The organism is Aeromonas sp. 30P (assembly GCF_051919805.1).
Lineage (GTDB): Bacteria > Pseudomonadota > Gammaproteobacteria > Enterobacterales > Aeromonadaceae > Aeromonas > Aeromonas veronii.
In genome coordinates this window covers 2092261-2112701 of the sequence record NZ_JBQBEA010000001.1, presented here as the reverse complement: position 1 = coordinate 2112701, position 20441 = coordinate 2092261, and the positions used below count along the sequence as shown (strand labels likewise).

Below are 20441 nucleotides of genomic sequence, written 5' to 3'. Positions count from 1 at the left end.
CTGTGCCCGTTACCGCGCCCCGTTGGCGAGGTGCGATCAGTTCTTCAATTCGTGTCTCTGCTCTGGCGGGAGAGTTAGTCGCAGGCAGGATGTTTGCCTTCCCACACCACTTCCCGGTAGTGGGTCACATCGGTATCCCCTTCGGTGTTGATGATCAGCACCACGGAGTCGCGACTTAGCCCCAGACGTTCCATCAGCGCCGCGCGATCCGGGTGGTGACGCACCGCCGCCAGCACGCCGGTACCGACCGAACCGGACTCACCGGAGATGATGCGGGGGTCATTGCCAAGAGGGTTACCGAGCACTCTCATCCCTAATGCCGACACCTTGTCGTGGCAGGAGATAAACTGGGTGGTGCAGCTTCTGAGCAGTGGCCAACCGAGGGGGTTGGGTTCGCCACAGGCGAGACCGGCCATGATGGTGCGCATGTCGCCCCCCACGTTGACCATCTCCCCCGCCACGCCGGAGCGGTAGATGCAGTCGGCCTGATCCGGCTCGACTACGATACTGTGCAGGTTTTTCGCCCCGAAGCAGTCCACCAGATAACCGAGCACCCCGCCCGCCAGCGCCCCGACCCCGGCCTGCAGCAGCACGTGGGTGGGCTGCTTGATGCCCATGGCCTGCATCTGCTCGACCGCTTCGTCGGCCAGGGTGGAGTAACCCTGCATGATCCAGGTCGGGATCTTGGTGTAACCCTCCCAGGCGGTGTCCTGCACGATGTGCCAACCGCGCTCTTCGGCCATCTTCATGGTCAGGCGCACGGTGTCGTCATAGTTCATGTCGGTGACGATGCATTCGGCACCGAGATTGAGGATGTGGTCCACCCGCTCCTGGGTCGAGCCCTTGGGCATGTAGACCACCGCATGCTGACCCACCTGTTTGGCGGCCCAGGCAACGCCACGACCGTGGTTGCCATCTGTGGTGGTGGCGAAAGTCATCGGCTCCTTGATGGTGCGTTTGATGAGATCGAAGGAGAAATCCTCGATGGCCACCCCGTACTTTTCACAGAGCAGGTTGGCGATGGCGTAGACGCCACCCAGCATCTTGAAGGCGTTGAGGCCAAAGCGCTTTGACTCGTCCTTGACCAATATATTTTTCACCCCGATATAGGCGGCCAGAGCTTTCAGGTCGCACAATGGGGTCGGTTCATAACCGGCCAGTTTTTTATGAAAAGCGCGAGCCTTTTGTGCTTCGGCGCGAGAAAACAGCGGAGATGGCTCGGCGGTAAAAAAGCGGTTATCGGCAATATCCATCTTCAAAGAAAATTGGGACATGCTTACCTCACTAGGCGTTACCTGACAAAGAGCTGCCTCGCCGGGAGATCCGTTATTCAAATGCCACGGGGAGAAAACTCAAAATAATGGGTTCGACAGTGTGGGCAGGATGAATATTCACCCTGCCCTGCCGTTATTTATTTCACCCGCTTTTGCGCCTCTTTAATCAGATTTTCCAGGGTTTCTGCCGGGGCGGAGAATTTACGGGCCATGATCATGGCGGCGATAATATAGGGCTTCCAGCTCGCCTCTTTGTAAGTGGCGATACGGTATTTCTCGAATACCCCTTCGGTTACTTCGCCCTCTTTGCAGGAGACGCCGGAAATATCGGCGGGCAGGCAGTGCATATAGAGCGCTTCGCCACCCTTGGTGAGCGTCATCATCTCCTCGGTGCAGTGCCAATCCTTGTGCTTGGCGTTCTGCTCAAGACAATGTTTCTCCAGCTCCTTGAGGCCAGCGTGGTCATTGGCACGCAGCAACTCGGTGCGCTGCTCCATCACCTTGTAGGGGGCCCAGGACTTGGGATAGACGATATCTGCATCCTTGAACGCCTCTTCCATGGAGGTGACCTGACGGAAGCTGCCGCCGGAGGCCTTGGCATTCTCTTTGGCCACTTCGATCACGTCCGGGATCAGGTCATACCCTTCCGGATGGGCCAGGGTCACGTCCATCCCAAAGCGTGTCATCAGACCTATGATGCCCTGGGGCACGGAGAGCGGCTTGCCGTAGCTCGGGGAGTAAGCCCAGGTCATCGCAATCTTCTTGCCCTTGAGGCTCTCCAGGCTGCCGAAGTGCTCCTGCAACCAGGCGAGATCAGCCATCGACTGGGTCGGGTGATCAATGTCGCACTGCAGGTTGACCAGCGCCGGACGCTGGGGCAGAACCCCCTTCTCGAATCCTTCATCCAATGCGGCGCCCACTTCGCGCATATAGGCGTTGCCGGCACCGAGGAACATGTCATCACGGATCCCGATGGCATCGGCGCAGAAGGAGATCATATTGGCCGTTTCACGGACGGTCTCGCCGTGGGCGATCTGGGATTTGCCCTCATCCAGATCCTGCTGGGCCAGACCGAGCAGATTCAGCGCAGAGGCGTAAGAGAAGCGGGTTCGGGTGGAGTTATCGCGGAAAACCGAGATACCGAGCCCGCTGTTAAACAGTTTGGTGCAGATATTTTCGGCGCGCAGGGTCTTGAGGGATTCGGCCAGTTTCAATACCAGCTCCAACTCCTGAGGCGTTTGCTCCCAGGTCAGCAGAAAATCTTTTTCATGCAGGTTGGATTTGAGTGCTCTGATCTCTTTGATTAATTCGTTAACTGCTTTCATCGTTCGCCCCAATCATTGGATGAGATATGGATAGCTCCCCTTTCACTCACGATGTCACCAGCATCCCGGTTGTGGGTGAGCGCGTCGGTTAGCGTCGATATGAGGCAATCAATAACCGTGCCAAACCAATAAAATGCAGGCAGATATTAATAGATGGCGAAAGTGTGTGATGCCACCCACAAAATCAGCGGCTATTTAAGCGGTTTATTCAATAAAAAGGTGAGCAGATCAGCCAAACCATAAAATAGCAAGGTGATAATAATCAGAGGCGATATCTCGGCGTCGGTGAGAATTATCATCAAAGGTCAGTATCAGGGGCTGAAATGATATCAGCGGGGTTGCCGTTATCATTATGATAATGCCCGCAACACCTTTTCTCTTGGAATGATCTCTCCAGCGTTGACACTGCTGCTATCTCGCCTCCCCTGCGCTCCCCGCCCGAATCACCTCTCACCATATCTTCCGGCCACATCGATGGGCGCGGTTGGCCCAAGGTGCTAACGTGAATACGCCAGCTGCGCATCTGTCTCGGATGCTCAGGAGAGGCCGACGTTCACTGCCGCAACTGCGCGGATGAACCTGCATGACTTACATCTTTGAGGGATTATCTATGTCCAGGAATGCTGCTCTGCTCATCACCCTGACCCTGCTCGGGCTCACCCCTGCCCACGCCATCAGTGCCAAATATGCCGAGCAGCTGGAGCGATCCGGCTGCACCCAGGTCACCGAGGCGCAGGGCTGTGACATTCACAAAACCAAAGCTGAAAATGCCAAGGCGGGATTTGGCACGCCCGCCCCGGCTGCGGAGGGCGGTCTGAATCTGAGCTATGAGCAGAAGCTGGAGCGCTCGGGCTGCACTCAGGTGAGCGAGCTTAATGGCTGCGATATCAACAAAACCAAGGCTGAGAACGCGGCTGCCGGTGTTGGCAATGCTCCGGCTGCGGCAACCAGCGGCAGCCCCTATGCGGGCAACTGGATCGCCACCTTCCCCCAAACTGGCGCCACCGTGGCCAACATCCGCATCGATGGCAAGGATCAGGTGTGGGTCAACGACAAGAAGGTCAATGCCAAGAAATCCGATGGCGCGTTGGTGTTCAAGGATGGCATGGTCATCTACACTATTCAGGGGGATCGCCGCATCAAGGGTGAAGATGGCTGGGTCGATAATGATGCCGGCACCAAGGGGCCCATCAACGCCAAGTAAGCAGCAGACCACAAATGACGGGGAGCCCGGGCTCCCCGTTTCACACCTGATTGCCCATCTCTTCCAATGACCAGCTCCGCCAATGAGGGGCCAGAATCAATACCTCCTGCTCCAGCCAAGTCCCGTCTGTGATCAGTTTATCGAGCCAGGGAACGTCTGCCGGCGAGCCATGATCATCGACCTGATCAGCCTGCGTCGCCACACGCCAGGGCACCTTGCCACTGTCCGTTGCAAAGGTGCGTACCGGACGGGCGTAGTGATCCAGATAAGGTTGCAGCTCACAGGGAAGCCAGAGCATGGCCGGTCGATTTAGCTCACGCGCCAGCTCGATGGCAATATCGATACCCCGTTGATCGAGATCGCCAAAATGGGCCCACTGCACGCCCGCAGGCAGCAGCGGGATCAGCTGTTTGGCCAAGGTGGTATTGCGACCGGGGGCAAAGAGCAGCAGTTGCCCGGGTTGCAGCGGGTAGTCGACAAAGGCCCCCTTATTCTCCACCGTAATGACAAGCTCCCCTTGCCAGCCGATGGCCGCCAGCGTGCCCAGAGTCCGCTCCGGCAACGCCAACTCCCCCAGCAGCGCCATCATTGCCGTCATATCGTGCTGCTGACCCTGCCGATCGACCAGCGAGAGCGGTTCGAGGGAACGGATGCGGATCACCTCATCTTGCGTGAGCGACAAGTCCGCAAGCAGTGGCGCGGCAAGGGATGCTGACCGCGAATGCTTGCTGTCCCCATGCCATAGGGCATAAAAGCAGGCCTGATTGAGCCGTGCTGGCAAACTCACTCCCATTCGTTGCAGCTGCTCACCCTTGTCCTGTTCCGGGGGAACTACCTGCGCCAGCTGTCTGATCAGATAAGCCCGTCCCGCCTCGGTTAATACATGACGAGCGCTTCGCCCAAAAGGTCTTAACCCACAATTCGTCTGCAACAACTCTTTCAACTTGCGGCCATGCCGACTCTCAAGGGAGCACCCCTTCTCGTTCTGGCTATCGAGCAACTTTGCACAGAGCGCCTGTACCTGCACCTCATCAAACAGCGACATCCTCACCTCTCCATGTGGCTTCATATGACGAAGTAGAGATGATTTTCCCTGTCATTACCGTGACCGGCTTCGCAAGCGGTTCTTATCAGCCCCGCCATGCATGGCCCGTTACTGGTAAACCCGCCACAAAGGGCGCAAGCTGGTTTGATATAGAGATACGCTGCGCTCTTCGCGGCACGACAACGCGATACCCGCTTTCACAAGGGCTTGCCATGACCGACGCCACAGACCCCTCGCCATCATCTTCCTGGCATCTTTCGGATATCCGCGAGCTGGCGCACCTGCTGACTCTGGCGCTGCCCGCCGCGGTAGAGATCACCGAAGCGGTACATCAGGCGGTACTGAGCGGTATGGGGCTCAAGGGATGGGATGAGGGAAAAACAGCGGGGATCACCGGGCTGGTCTACAAGGGGGTACATGGCACCGCCAACAACCTAAGCAGCGGCATCAACCATCTGCTCAGCCGCCTGCCAGCCACACCGCCGCCTCACCAGATCCCCGAAACCCCAAAACGTGCGGCCCTGATCGCCACGCTCAATGGCGTGTTGGGGGACAAGCTGGTCGAACACCACAATGCTCTCGCCACCCCTATGACCCTGCGCTATCAGGGCAAGCCCCTCGATTGGCAGGCGATGCCGAAGGATCTACCCCGCGAGGGACGGGTGCTGCTGATGATCCATGGCCTGTGCATGAACGATCTGCAGTGGCAGACCGAGCATCAAGGCAAACCGGTCAATCACGGAGAGCAACTTGCCAACGCGCTTGGCTATCAGCCTCTTTATTTGCGCTACAACTCGGGCCTGCCCATCGCACAAAACGGAGAGGCGCTGGCCCTGTTGCTGGAACAGCTGTTCGCCCACTGGTCGGGAGACCTCAAAGAGATAACGATAATGGGCTACAGCATGGGGGGACTGGTTGCACGCAGTGCCTGCCACCATGCTAGCCAAGCCGGGCTCACCTGGCCTGCACACCTTGCCAACCTGATATTTCGGCACACCACACCACGGCGCGCCGCTCGAACATGCCGGTCACTGGCTGGAGCAGTTGCTGCCCGCCATCGCCTACAGCGAGCCCTTCGTCAGGCTGGCGCGGCTGCGCAGTATTGGCATCAAGGATCTGCGCCACGGCAAGGTGATCGACGAAGTGGCCCAACCCGACCCCGCCGTGCCCTTGCGCGATCCCCGCGTTCCACTCCCCTTGCCCTGCAGCGTCAACTGTTATGCCATCGCCGCGACCACTGCCGCCAAGCGCAGCCTGCTGGCCGACCGGCTGATTGGCGATGGACTGGTGCCGCTACGCAGCGCCCTCGGTCAGCACAGCGAGGCGCGTCATCAGCTTGCCTTCCTCCCCGCCCATACCCTGATCGTCTATCGCACCAGCCATATGGCCCTGCTCGCCAGCCCGCAAGTGGGCCAGCAACTGCTGCGCTGGCTCGACCCCTTGCAGTTATAGCGAGCTGGCTATTAAAGCAACAGAGTGCTGGTTCACAAAGGAGCCCTGTGGCACTCTGGGACGTCAAAGGGAAGACCCACACTGACACCTAATGTGTCCCCACTGCAAAGGAGCGCCACCGATGGCCAAAGCAAGCAAGAAAGAGATCAAGAAGAAGATCGCCGCTCGTCTTGAGAAAATTGCCAAGCATGAAGGCAAGATCAAGAAGCTGAAGAAGGCCCTGAAGTAGGGCCCATCGCATAAGAAAAACCGCCAGCTGGCGGTTTTTTCATCCCTTTTTGCCCCTCTCCCATCGCTTTTGATACCAATGGACTTGATGTAAACGCCTCAAGCGCACCTCAGCAAAACAACCCAGCTGAAACCACGCACGTTCTCATCACCGCTATTTGGTCTAACAGCGCCAATCGGGCGCCGCGCGCCCCCTTGCCAGCAACTACCTTCAACGGAGTGTTTGATATGAGCCAGCAGTGGAGCGCCATATGTTCTCTTACACCCTCACCTTCAAGGAAGATGTCGATCGCCTGACTTCCCCCGAGCAGGAGATCACCTTGCAAAGCCCCGCTCAGGCGGGGGATTTTATTATCCTCTCCGACGGCAGCCGCCATCAGGTGATGTTTGTCACCCACCGCGCCCACTACAGCAGCCTCTATCTCGATAAAGGGGTCAGGGTGCCGCAGAGTTAGTGACTATCGCCTTCAATTGATGGGGCTGAGTGAAATATTCACGCCGTTGACATAATAATCATCGCATCATGTCAATGTTCCTTTATCTCTATAACGATATATCTGAGGAAGCGCGATGAAAAAATACAATATTGTCTTATATCAAATTCAATTTATTTAGCCCCGAAAAAACAAATCATAACTCACAAAAACTAACCACCATCACTCAATATCATTGACCACATCCTTGGTCCGTTATAACAATTACTTTGCTGAACATATTTATTCGCAAGTCATTATTAGTGATGGAGTTATCACAATGAATAAAGTTATCTTACCCATAGCATTAATTACCTGTGCCACGCTCGCTCACGCAGAGTCCAGCACTATTATCAATGGTCTGGATTTTGGTCCATTAGCTCAGTTGGCTGGCACATGGAAAAGCACCGATGCTGGTGGTGTAGATGTAGCACCCGGCCAGGAGGGCAGCAAAGTTGGCAAAGGGGGGCCGGCAGTGGAACCCTTTTACGAAGTCATTACCTTTGAACCGGCGGCCGATGCAAAAAACGCCAGCGAACAATATCTGGTAGCCATGTATTACAAACAGGAAGTATTCAGAAAAAGCGATAATGGGAAATTTCATGACCAACGCGGCTATCTGATTTATGACAAGACCAATCAGCTTGTTTACAACTCATATTGTATACCCCGTGCAGTCTGTGTGGTCACTGAAGGCAAAGCGGGTAACAAAATCGAGTTCAAGACGGGCAAGCGTGGTATTGCGGAAAGCAATTATATGACCATTAATGATTCCACCACGGATTTCTCGATGACTCTGGACTTCTCAGAGAAAGATCTCCTCAAATACAGTCAAACCACCAACCTGATGGTGTATGGCAAGCCATTCGCACACTCCGATAGTGCATCCCTGACCAGAACCAATTGATGTTTCATAGCCAAGGTATTCATTACCTTGGCTTTTTTATATTCGTCGATAATCTATCCTGATGGCATCCCTATCCCACTCGGGATTGAGCACACCGGCATACCAAAGTGTCAGAATGACATCCATCTGATTGTTATGCTTCACAAGCTTGCCGCACTTACAGGCCGAGATCACTTCCAGCCATAACTGCTCGGGATTGATCGGTTTGGTAATATCCTTGTGTGACAATAAATCAATGGCAGCCAACACATATGCTCTGGTTTTGGTCGCAGCTACATAATGAACTGGCATGATGCAACTGATACAACCAAGACTGCAAAGAGTCAAAAAAGTTACCTTTGGATTATTTTTGAATTTTCCTGTGCTGATATCACCACCAAATGCTTCAGCAATAGCCATATCCCAGGCGGTGGCATGCCCATAATTATTCCCTGCACCATCAGATGAACAGCTCTCAGCGCTGCACCACCATATTTACCATAGATAATCATCACTAATCCCTCCTTTTGCCCCATAGTAAGGCCGAACAGGCGAGATAAGCTAAAATAAATATCAATCACGATCATCGATTTTTCCCATTGATAACAAATCCATTTTTAGCTGAATTAAATATTGATCCATATCAATGTTATATCTTTATCTACCGAAAGGTTGACTGGTCGATGTCAGCCTTCCATTATCATTCATCAACATCCATTTTCGTGTATAAACGGGTTCACCCAGCCTAGAGCACCTCTATTTTTACTTTGATAATCCCGTCGCGAATATTGCCGATGGTACGAAAGGCCGATTTGGAGAGATCGATAATACGTCCCCTTTTAAAGGCGCCGCGGTCATTGACCTTGACCACTACACTCTTGCCATTGGCGAGGTTGGTGACCCGCACCATGGCGCCAAAGGGCAATTCCATATGGGCGGCGCTATTGAGGTTGGTGCGATAGATCTCGCCGCTGGCGGTCTTTTTGCCATGATAACGGTCGGCATAATAGCTGGCGTAACCGGTTTTGCTATAGCCGCGCCAGCTGCCGCCGTGACTCTCGTCATAACGGCTGCTACAGGCCGCCAGCAGCAGGCAAAGAGATAACAGCAGCCCTTTCTGGATATGTTGCACCTTTCCCCTCTCCTCTCTTCTTCTTTCCACTCTGCGCTATTTTTGCATCTTCGATGCGGCCGGTGACACTGGCGGCATGTTCGCAAGCAACTTCTCGCCTTGTTGTCAGGCAGCAGCGACGGTGCGGCTACTTTGCCATATCTTCCATGTAAAAAGGGAGGCAAATGCCTCCCTTTCAACTAGTTACCGGTCATCCCGTGTCGGATGGGCCAGAGACTTCTCAGGCAATCAGCTTGTCATCGGCAAAGCCGAAGCCGCGCAGGCCGACCACATGCACATGCTCGTGCTTGCCCTGCACCTTGCGGATGAGCTTGTAGGTGGTGCCCTTCTCCGGGCTGATGTTCTCGGGTGCGGCGATCAGCAGCTGCATATCCTGCCGCTCGCACAGCTCGAACAGGGTGGCGATGGATTTGCCATCCAGACGGGCCGCTTCGTCGAGGAACAACAGGCGGCAGGGGGCGATATCCTTGCCGCGCAGACGGCGGGACTCCTCCTCCCAGCTGATCAGCACCATCAGCAGGATGGCCTGACCGGTACCGATCGCCTCGCCGGTGGAGAGCGCGCCGCTCTCGGCCCGCAGCCAGCCATCGGCCCCGCGCTGCACCTCGATCTCCAGCTCCAGATAGTTGCGATAGTCGAGCAGCACATCGCCCATCACCTGATAGCTGCGATCCCCCTGCTCTACTTGCGGGTTCAGGCGCTGGAACAGCTTGGCCATTGCCTCGGAGAAGCTGAGCTCCTTGTCTGCAAACAGATCGTTGTGCATGGCGGTTTGGTCGGCCAACGCCGTCAGCAGACGGGTGTGGGCCTCGCGGATATTGACGTTGAGGCGCACCCCGCGCACCAGACCGAAGGCGATATTCTGCAAGCCCTGGTTGAGCACCCGGATGCGGTTCTGCTCGCGGCGGATGATGTTGGTGATCTTGGCCGCCACCTCGTGAGAAGAGAGCGACAGGTGGGTTTCCCGCTGCTTGAGCTCGTCAGCCAGACGGGCCAGCTCGATCTCCATCTCTTCGATCGCCTCGACCGGATCATCGGAGCGGATGATGTCGTTGCGAATGCGATCCTTGAGGTAGCGGTAGACCTGCACATAGAAGGCGACCTTCTGCTCGGTGCTGCGGTTGCCCTCCGACAGTCGCAGCGCATCGCGCAGGGCCTCGTCGTGGGCCACCGCCACCCGCAGGGCGCCGAGGGCCTTGTCCGACATGGAGCGCAGCTCGTCGCTGTCAAGGTACGCCAGTTCACGCTTGTTGAGGCGCTTCTCGACATCGGTCTCCCGCGCCAGTCGCACCACCCGTGACCAGCTCGCCTTGTGACCCACCAGGGATTTACGGGCGCTGTAGTAATCCTTGCCTTCCAGCTTGAGACGACCGCCAAGGGATTCGATCTCGCGCTTGGTCACCTGCAACTGGGCCTCGGCGCTGGTGCGACGGGAACGGGTGCGGATCAGCAGCTCTTCAATCTCTTTCTTGTGGGCGCGCGCCTTCTCTTCCATATCGTCAGAGAGGGTCAGCCCCATGGCCGCCAGCTCCTGCTCGAACTCGGTCAGGGTCTGGCGCTTGGCCTCGACGCTGGAGTTGAGCGCGGTACGCAGCTGCAACGCCTCGGTGTGGCGCTGGGCAATCTGCTTGTGCTGCTCGCCAGCGGTGCGGGCGGCAAGCTCGGCCGCCTTCAGCTTCTCTTTGAGTCGCTCGCTCATCTCGGACGCCTTGCCCAGCAGGTCTTGCGCATCCTGATAGGCAAAGTGCGGCAAACGGGCCACCAGCTGATCGAGGGCGTAGCAACGGCGCTTCTGCTCGGCCAGCAGGTCGCTCACCTCATCGTAAGCTGCCTGCAACGCGGCAAGATCCTGCGGATCCTGACGCAGTACCTGCACCATGGTTTCCAGCTTTTCCAGCGACTTGCCGTGTTTGGCGATAAAGGCTTCGGCTGTTTTAAGGGCCTCAACGTCGGCATGGGCCGCCTCGAGGCGGGCCGCCAGATCAGTCTCGGCAAACAGGTGGGCAAACGGCAGCATCCCCTGTACCAGCTGGATATGGCGGGTCAGCTGGGCGGCGGCCGCTTTGGCATCACTCAGCTGCTTGTCGCACTCGCCGATGGCCCCTTGCAGCGCGCGCAGTTCGGCCTGTTTGGCCTGCACTTCGGCTTCGGGGTCGGGGCGGAAGGCGATATCCAGATGCTGACCGATAAAGTCGCGGAAGTGACCGTAGAGACGGTGGTACCTCTGCTGCTCGAAAGCGGCCTTGGCGTAACCCTCGATGAGACCTTCGCGCTCAAGATCGAGCTGCTCGATCCGCCTTTCCCGGGCGGCGCGACCAAACAGCGGCAGCTCGGGGTAGCGGGAGAAGCGCACCTGACGCTTGCTGGTACGCACCAGCACGGCGTCCCCCAGCTCGTCCGCTTCCACCAAATCCTCGTCAAAGGAGTCGGGGTTGCCCTGAATCAGGTAGATATCTTCCGGGCAATCTTCCAGCTTTTTCAGCCGCTCGATGGCACCCTCAAGGTCGAGCACCACCAAAGCGCTGCGAGCCGGGCCGTAGAGCGCGGAGTAGTAAGGAGCATCGTCGATGGAGATGTCGTCATAGACGTCGGAGAGCAGCACGCCCCCCACCTGCTCGGCAATGCGGGCAAGACGGGGATCCGCCTCGCCGGCTCCCAGCTGCAGGTTGCGAATTTGCAGCTCCAGCGCCTGTTTCTGCGCAGCGATGCGGTTGCTCTCCTGCTCGAACTCGCGCTCCTTGTCGAGCACAATCTGCATACCGGCCGAAAGCTCTTCGGCGGTGGCGAGCGGCAAACCGCTCTGCTCGCGCAGCTGCTCGAGCTTCTCGAACGATTTCAGCCAGCGCGGCGCCAACTTGGTCAGCTCCGCAATATCGCGGCCTAGCTGGGTACCCTGATGCTCGAGGCTGGCGCGGCGCTGGTTCACCTCCGCCTGCTGCTCGGAGAGCTCCTCCTGACGAGTGCGTTGGGCTTCGAGGAAGATCTCCAGCTCATCGCTGCTGGCAATCAGCTGGCCAGAGGCCTGCTGCAGCTCGTCACGCAACTTGAAGAGATTCTTCTGGCTTTCGCTCTCTTTCTCGAGGCGAGCCAGCGCGGCGCGCAGACCCTGCCCCTGGGCAATGCGAGCCTTGTCTTCGATGTGACGCTTGAGCAGCGCCTGCGCGGTGGGCCAGGCGGCCTCACGTACTGTCTCCGGAGCGATGCTGAGCAGCAGCGCCAGCGCCGCTTCATGCTCGGCTACCGCCGCCTTGGCCAGCGCCAATTGCTGCTCGGCCCCCAGCACCCGGCTGGTGAGACTCTGCTCGGCTGCGCGGAACTGGTGCAGGGTGTCGCTCGCCTGCTCGGCGGTCAGCCCCGGCAGCTCGCACTGCTCGCGGGCAGCATCGAGGGCCTGCACCGCCTGACGGTACTGGATTGCGCGGGTCTGCTGAATATCGAGCGCCTGCTGATAATCGGCCAGCTGGGTCTTGAGGCTGTCGACTTCTGCCTGCGCCAACTCCTTGCGCTCTTCCACTTCCAGCAGCTGGCCGTGGATCTCCTCCACCACCGCTTGCTGCTGCTCGAGTTTGTCAGAGAGATCCGCCAGATCGGCGCGGTACATCTCGATCTTCTTCTGCAAGCTGACAGCCGCCATCACCTTGGCCAGATGCTCGGAGGCAGACTCCAGCTCGTCGGTCAGCAATTTTTCGCGGTTGGTGAGCTGCTCCACTTCATCGGCCAGATAGATAGCGCGCTGTTTCTCTTCGGCCAGAATGCGGCGCTTGTCGGCCAGCTCCTGACGCGCCTTGAGGGCCAGCTCGGAGAGGCGGCTCTTCTCGGCGGCATTGCGCACATAGTCCGCTGCCACATAGTGGGTGGTCTCGGTGATCAGGTTCTTGAACAGATCCCGCTGACCCTGGGTTTCCTTGATGGCCTCCAGCGTGCGGCGGTTTTCATAGATGGCCGCCTCCATGTCTGCAAACGCCTTGCGCACTCCGGAGTTCTCCGGCAGCAGGTATTCACGCAGGGAACGGCTGATGGACGAGGAGATGCCGCCGTAGAGGGAGGCCTCGATCAGGCGATAGAACTTGCCGCGATCTTTTTGATCACGCAACTTCTTCGGGGTGATGCCGAACTCGAACATGAAGTTGTGATAATCGGTCACCGTATTGAACTTGGCGACTTTCAGCGCACCCAGCTCGGCGGCCGCCCCTTTAAGGTCGGTAAAGGCGCGTACCCGCCCCTTGCCGCCATCAAGCTTCTCCAGCAGCAGATCGGTCGGCGCTAGATTCTCCGGCACATCCACCAGCGCAAACGGAGTGATGTTGACCTTGTTGTCACGGTTGGCCACCTGTTCGAGGTGGACGCCGACCCAGATCCGCTGTTCGCGGCTGTTCATCACTTCCAGCAGGGAATAGCAGTGGCCGCGCTGCAGCTTGCCGTAGAGCCCCTTGTCACGGGAGGCGCTGCTCGACCCCGCTTCCGTGGTATTGCGGAAATGGAGAAGTGACTGGTCGGGGATAAGCGCCGCGATAAAGGCCGCCATGGTGGTGGACTTGCCCGCGCCGTTGCCGCCGGAAAGGGTAGTGACCAGCTGGTCGAGATCGAAGGTCCGGGCAAAGAAGCCGTTCCAGTTGACCATGGTCAGGGATTTGAACTTGCCTCGCACCGGTTATACCTCCAGATCCAGTTGTTCTTCATCGAGATCCGCCTCGATGTCATCAAAGAGCGAGTCGCTGCTCGGCATTTCGTCGTCGTGGAAGATGGCTTCACCCTCCTGGATCATCCGCAGCTGAACGGCGCGCGGATCTTCATCGGAACGCACATCGGCGGCGAAACGGAACACCGATTCGTTAACCCGGAATTTATCCCCGTTGCCAAGGGCGGTGATCATGCCAAGGCGGCGCAGACGGCGCATGGAGGTACGGATCTTTTCGAGCAACTTTTTCTTGTCGAGATCGGTACCGCCGGAGCGGCTGTTGACCATCCGCAGCAGCTGCTTCTCGTCGGCGAGGCTCAGCACCTCTTCCTGCAGCTCGGCCATGGCGAATACCCCTTCCGAAGCCAGACGATCCGGGCTCAGGTAGAGGTAGCAGAGCACCTTGCCCACCAGCATATCGAGCTCGGAGAGCACAGTGGTGCCGATGTCGGAGCTCGGGCGCGGACGCAGGTAGAAGAAGCCTTCCGGCGCCTTGATCAGCTCCACCTGATAGCGGCCGTAGAAGATCTCCAGCTCGCTGTGATATTCGACCAGCGCTGAATGCTGCTCGAACTCGTCGGCACTGATGTGGCGACCGGAGCGCAAGGCGGTGTCGATGCGCGGAAACAAGGGGTTGGCAATCGCCTCTGCGAGCCGCAGCGGCAAGGGAAACTCAGTATTGATCAATGACATAGGCCTGAACCTTGGATCCAGCTTGGTTAATGGGTTTCCATGCGGGTTGGCGATGCAGTTCGCGCTCGCCGCTGGCATGGCCCAGGCGCACGGCCTGGTCGATCAGAAGACGCGCCACATCGAAGTGGGCATGAGCCGGGTAATCCAGCAGGTATTCCCGCAGCACGTCGGCCAGATCCAGCTGCTGCCCCTGCTCGGGGTAGCGGGCCAGATAGCGCTCGATGCGCTCGGCCAGCTCCTGGTTGATGTCCACCATCTCGACATACTCCATCTCGAGGGGCACCTCACCGGTCACCTCCTCGTCGTGGATGGCGATGGTCTCGTCGCGCAGCTCCAGCAGACGGGGCTCTTCGGCCACCCGCAGCTGCCAGTTGTGCTGCTCGAAATTGCGGATGGACTCGCGCAGCCGCTGGCTGAAGGCACGGTTCTTGTCCATGTCGATGGCGTTGCGGATAAATTTGTGGACGTGCCTGTCGTAGCGGGACCAGAGCTCGATGCACTGCTGACCCCAGCTGGTGATGACGTCAAGACGACCTTGCAAGGCGTGAGTCAGCTCCTCGACGTGGAACAGGTCATCGCGCCCCTGCGCCGCTTCTTGAATATTGAGCAGCCCCGCCTGCAAGCGGTGGCCGGCAGCGTCCAGGGTATCCTGCAGCTCGCGCAGGGTCTGGCCGGTCTCGTGCAGCAGCTTTTCGCAGCTGTGAATGGCATCGACCCAGTTCTGGGTCAGCAGGGCCGCGATTTCGCTTTTGACCTGATTCTGCTGCTCATCCATGGCGCGCTGGGTGAGATCGATCCGCCCCAGCGTCTCTTCCAGCGAGAAGGTGAGGCGCGGCAGCACCTCGGCATCCCACTGCTCGCGGGTGTTAGTCTCAAGCGCCGCCTTGCGGGCGGTGTCGAGCTCGGCAGCCAGGTGTTCTAGCAGAATGGAGAGCTTGATGGAGTCAACCTGACGCTGATCCATAAAGAAGTCGACGATGCTCACACCCAGGCGCGACAGGCGGTAGAGACTCTCCCCCGCCACCATGTCGGTATTGAAGCGCGACAGCAGCTGCTGGCGAATGAGATCGTTGATGGCGTTGTTGGCGCGACCGGTGAGGGTCTCGTCCATCTGGCCGAAGGCGCTGCTGACATAGCCAAAGGCATCGTGCAGCGCCGCTTCCGACAGGTCCGACTCATCTTCGGACAGGGTCTTGATTGCGATCAGAAAGGCCAGCCGGTCGGTCGGCAGGCTCAGCGCCAACCCCTCCTGCCTGACCCACCCTACTAGCTCCGGCAAAGAACGCTCTGGCAGGGTACGGGATGTACTCATCATGATGTTGTCATCTCGTTGTTGTATTGGGCGCAAAATCGTGCGCGCGGCTACATCCGGTAGCATCGAAAACATGGTTCACATCGACGTGAACAGCGAGCAATCAGCTGGCCGGCTTCTGGGCCATCACATGGATATAGCGACCGAGGGAGACAAAAGGCTCCTGACGGCAATATTGCTGCTCCATGGCCAGCAGATCGTCGAACTTCTCCACCTGATCCTGCTTGTGACGCATATAGTCGTGGATCACCCGCACCCCGGTCTTGCCGATGATGCGCAGCCCCCCGCGACCAATCCAGTCATAGACCTGCTCCGGCAGCTGGGGGTTGGTGGGCGTAAGCGCAGTCTGGCGCTTCTTGCGAAGGCCAAGGCGCACATAGTCAAAATTGCCCACCACCAGGCTCTGGAACAGCAGGCCATGACGGTTGTAGAAAAGCAGCGACAGTATGCCCCCGGCATTGACGAAAGGGAACAGACCCAGCAAGGTCTGGCGCGGCTCGGCGAGCCATTCCAGCACCGCATGGCAGAGCACCAGATCAAAGGTACCGGTCACGTGTTGCTTCAGATCCTGAATGGGGCAATGGATGAGACGGATTTTGTCTTCCAGCCCCTTCTCGGCGATCTGGCTGCGGGCCAGTTCCAGCATTTCTGCTGACAGATCGCACAGCTCCACCTGATGGCCCATGGCCGCCAGCTTCTGGGCGAAATAGCCAAAACCGCCCCCCGCATCGAGGATGCGCAGCGGTCGGTTGCCAAGGCGGGCCAGGCAGGCTTCGATGTCGCTCCAGACAATGGTGGTGCGGATGCGCCCCTTGGTGGAGTCGTAAATGTTGCGGGCGAACTTGTCGGCGCGCCCGTCAAAACTCTGATCGTGCTTCAAGGAGAAACTCAACATTAGCGCCACAGGGTTGTGGCCATCCCAAAAAAGAGAGGTATTCTGTCACATCCCGAATTTGCTGAAAACTCAAGGAAGTGTCTGCCGTGTTTGTGATTAAAAAGTGGCTGGGTCAGCTGTTGATGCCGCTCCCCTTCTCCCTCTCCCTGCTGCTGGTCGCCCTGCTGCTGCTCTGGTTCACCCGTTTTCAGAAAACCGGCAAACTGCTGGCCACTCTCTCGCTGCTCATTGTGGCCCTGATGGGGATGCGGCCGGTGAGCTATGAACTGGCCCGCGGGCTGGAGCAGACCTTCCCGCCGTTCGAGGTGAGCCAGCATCCCAACATCGACGCCATCGTGGTGCTCGGCAACGGCCATGTCAGCGACCCGGCGGTGCCCGAGCGCTCTTGGCAAAACAATATTGCCCTGGCCCGCACCCTCGAAGGGGTTCGCCTCGCCCAGGCCTATCCGGACGCCGAGCTGGTTTTCTCCGGCTATGTATCGGGGGATACCCTCTCCAATGCCGAGGTCAATGCCCGGATGGCCGAGAGCCTCGGCATATCCCGTTCGCGGATGACGTTGTTTGAAAACAACAAAGACACTCATGATGAGGCGGTCAGTATCAGCCGCCATCTGAAAGGAAAAGAGGTGGCGCTGGTCAGTTCGGCCACTCATTTGCCACGTGCCATGGCCCTCTATCAGGGTCAGGGACTCAAGGCCGTGCCGGCCCCCACCGACTACACCGCCAAGCAGAGCCAGGTACCTCAGCCGCTCTACAGTTATTTACCCAAAGGGCGTTATTTGATGTATTCCGAAGCTGCCATCCACGAATGGATTGGGGTATGGTGGGCTCGCTTGCGGGGGCAGGTTAACGAATGAGCGATCAAGCGTTTCATTCCTGATTTGGATCAGGAAAGCGAAAAAAAATTACGTCATTTGCCGCCGGGTCAGCTATCTTGGGCTCGGTTCAATTCATATAATGTCGCGCAATCAAATGCCTAGGAGATATACAAGATGAGACAGCACCTGGTAATGGGTAACTGGAAACTGAACGGCACCAAGGCTTCTGTAGAAGCTCTGATCAAAGGACTGACCCCGGCTGCTGCCGCTCATCCTTCTGTGCAAGTCGCCGTCTGCCCGCCGGTTATCTTTTTGGGTCTGGTTGAGCAACTGACCGCTGGCAGCAAAATTGCCTACGGTGCCCAGAACGCTGACGTTCACGAGTCTGGTGCCTTCACCGGCGAAAACGCCCCCTCCATGTTGAAAGCCTTTGGTTGCACCTACTCTCTGGTCGGCCACAGCGAGCGTCGTACCCTGCACGCAGAGAGTGACGACGTGGTTGCTGCCAAGTACGAAGCGATCCAGAAAGGCGGCTTGGTGCCGGTTCTGTGCATCGGTGAAACTCTGGAGCAGTTCGAAGCCGGCGTGACCAAGAACGTGGTTGAGACCCAGCTGAAAGCCGTTATCGACCGTTGCGGTATCGCCTCCTTCAACAACGCCGTTATCGCTTACGAGCCGGTATGGGCCATCGGTACTGGCAAGACTGCCACTCCGGAGATCGCTCAGTCCGTTCACGCTCACATCCGTCAGTACCTGGCCGGTTTTGATGCCGCCGTTGCTGCCAAAGTACAGATCCTGTACGGCGGTTCCGTTACTGGTGCCACTGCAGCCGACCTGTTCGGTCAGCCGGACATCGACGGTGGCCTGGTCGGTGGTGCGTCCCTGAAAGTGGACGACTTCTCCCAGATCATCGCTGGCGCTGCCAGTAATCGCTGATTACGGCAAAGAGAGGGGCTCGTCCCCTCTCTTGTATCGCTTTTCCTATGGTGGCCCCCGCATCCCATATGAAAGCCGATATAGTAAAAGTGGCTTGTCTATTTAAACATTCGTATTTGACAACTCAGATCCAGAGGCACTCATGACCAAACAAATCAAACGTATTGGTGTTTTGACCAGTGGTGGCGACGCACCGGGTATGAACGCAGCCATTCGCGCCGTGGTTCGCGCCGGTTTGCATCATGGCCTGGAAGTTTACGGTATTTATGATGGCTACCTCGGTCTGCACCAGGATCGTATCGTCAAGCTGGAGCGTCACAGCGTCTCCGACGTGGTGAATCGTGGTGGTACTTTCCTCGGCTCCGCCCGTTTCCCTGCCTTCAAAGACCCCGCAGTGCGCGCCGAAGCAATCGAAAACCTGAAAAAGCACGGTATCGATGCGCTGGTCGTCATCGGTGGTGACGGCTCCTACATGGGTGCCAAGAAGCTGACCGAAGAGGGTTTCCCCTGCATCGGCCTGCCGGGCACCATCGACAACGACATCGCCGGTACCGACTTCACCATCGGCTTTGATACCGCTCTGAACGTGGTGGTTGACGCCATCGACCGCCTGCGCGACACCTGCAGCTCCCACCACCGTATCTCCGTGGTCGAGATCATGGGCCGCCACTGTGGCGATCTGGCCATGTCTGCCGCCGTTGCCGGTGGTGCCGAATATGTGATCGTACCGGAAGTGGCTTTCGACAAAGAGAAGCTGCTCAAGCAGATTAAGGAAGGCGAAGCCAAGGGCAAGAAGCACGCCATCATCACCATCTGCGAGCACGTTACCGACGTGAACGCACTGGCCAAAGATATCGAAGCACTGACCGGTCGTGAAACCCGCGCCACCATCCTGGGCCACATCCAGCGTGGCGGTGCCCCGACTGCCCGTGACCGCATCATGTCCAGCCGTATGGGTGCTTATGCCGTCGAGCAGCTGCTGGCTGGTCACGGTGGTCGCTGCGTCGGTATCCAGCGCAACGAGCTGGTACACCACGACATCATCGACTGCATCGAGAACATGAAGCGTCCGTTCGATCAGGAGCTGTACAACCTCTCCACCACCCTGTTCTAAGCCTCGCGGCTTTTTACCGGCTGTTGATGACAAAAACCCTCCATCGGAGGGTTTTTTAATATTTTACAAAAACGGGGGCATCGGTACGCTGTGTGGCCCTCACCATATGGGTTGCCTGATCCCCAACCCTTGCTCCGTCTGACTGATCGTTAACGTCCACCTCCTCGCACCAACCGATATCAGCCAAAGATACCGTTCCGATATTGCCGTGGATGTTTTATCACTGCGAACCGGATTGCGTTGACCTGCGCTCTGTCGACCCTGAAGCGAGCTTGTTCAGCCTCCTCGTCATATGCCGCTTTTTATATCTCAATCTTGCAGAAGTGATTCAGATATCTTCTCCAATCATGCTCCGGCACAGTTCTCGTATTGCACTCACATGACTCACGCAGATGTACCGGCTACGCAAATCGCTACTCGCGCCCAGCCCAGCCCAGCCCAGCCCAGCCAGAGAATACGCCTCGGGCCTATTGCGCACCTCACTCTTGCTGCGGCCATGTCTATTCCGAGGCCGACGGGAAAATTGGCGGTGATAAAACAGCCAACTGCCACTCTGTATCACCCCGATGCACCGCTCTCATCCCTATGAACCCAGTGTATTGCTGTAAAAATGCGGAGACTCTGGACTGATAAAGTGATGGTGTGACAAGGGTTGGCAACCAGACTCTCTCCATAGACTTCTTTTGGATGGGCTATCTACGTCAGGAATCGTCAAATCATTGCCTTGCACACTTTTTATGGCCTCAATGACACTATTACGAGGGTGAAAACTTATAAAACGCCACTTAAGCTCCATACAAAACCCTTCACCAAACCAGCCAACAGCTCACCAACTAATTGAATTTAAATGAAATAACCATAAAAAAAGAATCTTTAATGCCTGCCACGCCAGAGCAGGTGATAAAATCAGCTCAATATGACAAAAATAGCCATCTCAACCAACCACACACATAAGGAAGCTATTTTATCAACTTAC

At 57.5% G+C, this 20441-nt stretch carries 16 protein-coding genes and 1 pseudogene; 7 read left to right on the top strand and 10 right to left on the bottom strand.

Annotated elements, in window-relative coordinates; all coding sequences use genetic code 11:
• Positions 1 to 74 precede the first annotated feature (74 nt).
• Positions 75 to 1274, bottom strand: a complete 1200-nt coding sequence (gene dpaL / locus ACTG2B_RS09785; protein ID WP_439995609.1) for a diaminopropionate ammonia-lyase — start codon at positions 1272 to 1274, stop codon at positions 75 to 77.
• A gap of 137 nt (positions 1275 to 1411) precedes the next feature.
• A complete protein-coding gene (gene ygeW / locus ACTG2B_RS09780) occupies positions 1412 to 2599 on the bottom strand; it encodes a knotted carbamoyltransferase YgeW (RefSeq protein ID WP_201946419.1) in 1188 nt (395 codons plus the stop codon).
• A gap of 610 nt (positions 2600 to 3209) precedes the next feature.
• On the opposite strand from ygeW, the gene ACTG2B_RS09775 reads away from it, so the two are divergent.
• Positions 3210 to 3803 (top strand): hypothetical protein, encoded by a 594-nt coding sequence (locus ACTG2B_RS09775; RefSeq protein ID WP_439995607.1) that lies wholly within the window; start codon positions 3210 to 3212, stop codon positions 3801 to 3803.
• Positions 3804 to 3843: 40 nt separating this feature from the next.
• Here ACTG2B_RS09775 and ACTG2B_RS09770 read toward each other — a convergent pair whose 3' ends face one another.
• Positions 3844 to 4848, bottom strand: a complete 1005-nt coding sequence (locus ACTG2B_RS09770) for a Wadjet anti-phage system protein JetD domain-containing protein (protein ID WP_439995605.1) — start codon at positions 4846 to 4848, stop codon at positions 3844 to 3846.
• Between the two features lie 212 nt (positions 4849 to 5060).
• On the opposite strand from ACTG2B_RS09770, the pseudogene ACTG2B_RS09765 reads away from it, so the two are divergent.
• From ACTG2B_RS09765 to ACTG2B_RS09755, 3 genes and pseudogenes are all read left to right on the top strand, one after another.
• Positions 5061 to 6300, top strand: a pseudogene (locus ACTG2B_RS09765) (lipase family alpha/beta hydrolase).
• Between the two features lie 479 nt (positions 6301 to 6779).
• On the top strand, positions 6780 to 6983 hold the full coding sequence (locus ACTG2B_RS09760) for a hypothetical protein (protein ID WP_368193708.1): 204 nt from the start codon (positions 6780 to 6782) through the stop codon (positions 6981 to 6983).
• A 298-nt stretch (positions 6984 to 7281) separates the two neighbouring features.
• Complete coding sequence (locus ACTG2B_RS09755; protein ID WP_042055942.1) at positions 7282 to 7908, top strand: heme-binding beta-barrel domain-containing protein; 627 nt, start codon at positions 7282 to 7284, stop codon at positions 7906 to 7908.
• Between the two features lie 36 nt (positions 7909 to 7944).
• Here the strand turns inward: ACTG2B_RS09755 and ACTG2B_RS09750 are convergent, their stop codons facing one another.
• From ACTG2B_RS09750 to cmoM, 7 genes are all read right to left on the bottom strand, one after another.
• Entirely contained in the window at positions 7945 to 8307 is a 363-nt protein-coding gene (locus ACTG2B_RS09750) for a DUF6979 family protein (protein WP_439995604.1), read from the bottom strand.
• A complete protein-coding gene (locus ACTG2B_RS09745) occupies positions 8241 to 8474 on the bottom strand; it encodes a hypothetical protein (protein WP_439995603.1) in 234 nt (77 codons plus the stop codon). Before ACTG2B_RS09745 ends, ACTG2B_RS09750 begins: the two co-directional genes overlap by 67 nt.
• Before the next feature lie 158 nt (positions 8475 to 8632).
• On the bottom strand, positions 8633 to 9019 hold the full coding sequence (locus tag ACTG2B_RS09740) for a septal ring lytic transglycosylase RlpA family protein (RefSeq protein ID WP_439995602.1): 387 nt from the start codon (positions 9017 to 9019) through the stop codon (positions 8633 to 8635).
• Between the two features lie 220 nt (positions 9020 to 9239).
• Positions 9240 to 13667, bottom strand: coding sequence for a chromosome partition protein MukB (gene mukB / locus ACTG2B_RS09735; protein ID WP_439995601.1), 4428 nt, complete (start codon positions 13665 to 13667; stop codon positions 9240 to 9242).
• Between the two features lie 3 nt (positions 13668 to 13670).
• On the bottom strand, positions 13671 to 14390 hold the full coding sequence (mukE, locus tag ACTG2B_RS09730) for a chromosome partition protein MukE (RefSeq protein ID WP_005345759.1): 720 nt from the start codon (positions 14388 to 14390) through the stop codon (positions 13671 to 13673).
• Positions 14371 to 15705 carry a chromosome partition protein MukF gene (gene mukF, locus ACTG2B_RS09725; RefSeq protein WP_005345760.1) on the bottom strand — a complete coding sequence of 445 codons (1335 nt, stop codon included), beginning with the start codon at positions 15703 to 15705 and terminating at the stop codon, positions 14371 to 14373. Before mukF ends, mukE begins: the two co-directional genes overlap by 20 nt.
• A 100-nt stretch (positions 15706 to 15805) precedes the next feature.
• On the bottom strand, positions 15806 to 16582 hold the full coding sequence (gene cmoM, locus ACTG2B_RS09720; protein ID WP_033113262.1) for a tRNA uridine 5-oxyacetic acid(34) methyltransferase CmoM: 777 nt from the start codon (positions 16580 to 16582) through the stop codon (positions 15806 to 15808).
• 101 nt (positions 16583 to 16683) lie between these two features.
• Here cmoM and elyC point away from each other — a divergent pair, with 101 nt between their 5' ends.
• The 3 genes from elyC (at position 16684) to pfkA (ending at position 19465) form a co-directional block, all read left to right on the top strand.
• Positions 16684 to 17454: an envelope biogenesis factor ElyC gene (elyC, locus tag ACTG2B_RS09715; RefSeq protein WP_439995600.1), complete on the top strand. Its 771-nt coding sequence runs from the start codon at positions 16684 to 16686 to the stop codon at positions 17452 to 17454.
• Between the two features lie 135 nt (positions 17455 to 17589).
• Positions 17590 to 18351 (top strand): triose-phosphate isomerase, encoded by a 762-nt coding sequence (tpiA, locus tag ACTG2B_RS09710; protein WP_439995599.1) that lies wholly within the window; start codon positions 17590 to 17592, stop codon positions 18349 to 18351.
• Between the two features lie 142 nt (positions 18352 to 18493).
• Positions 18494 to 19465 (top strand): 6-phosphofructokinase, encoded by a 972-nt coding sequence (gene pfkA / locus ACTG2B_RS09705; protein ID WP_005336840.1) that lies wholly within the window; start codon positions 18494 to 18496, stop codon positions 19463 to 19465.
• Positions 19466 to 20441 lie beyond the last annotated feature (976 nt).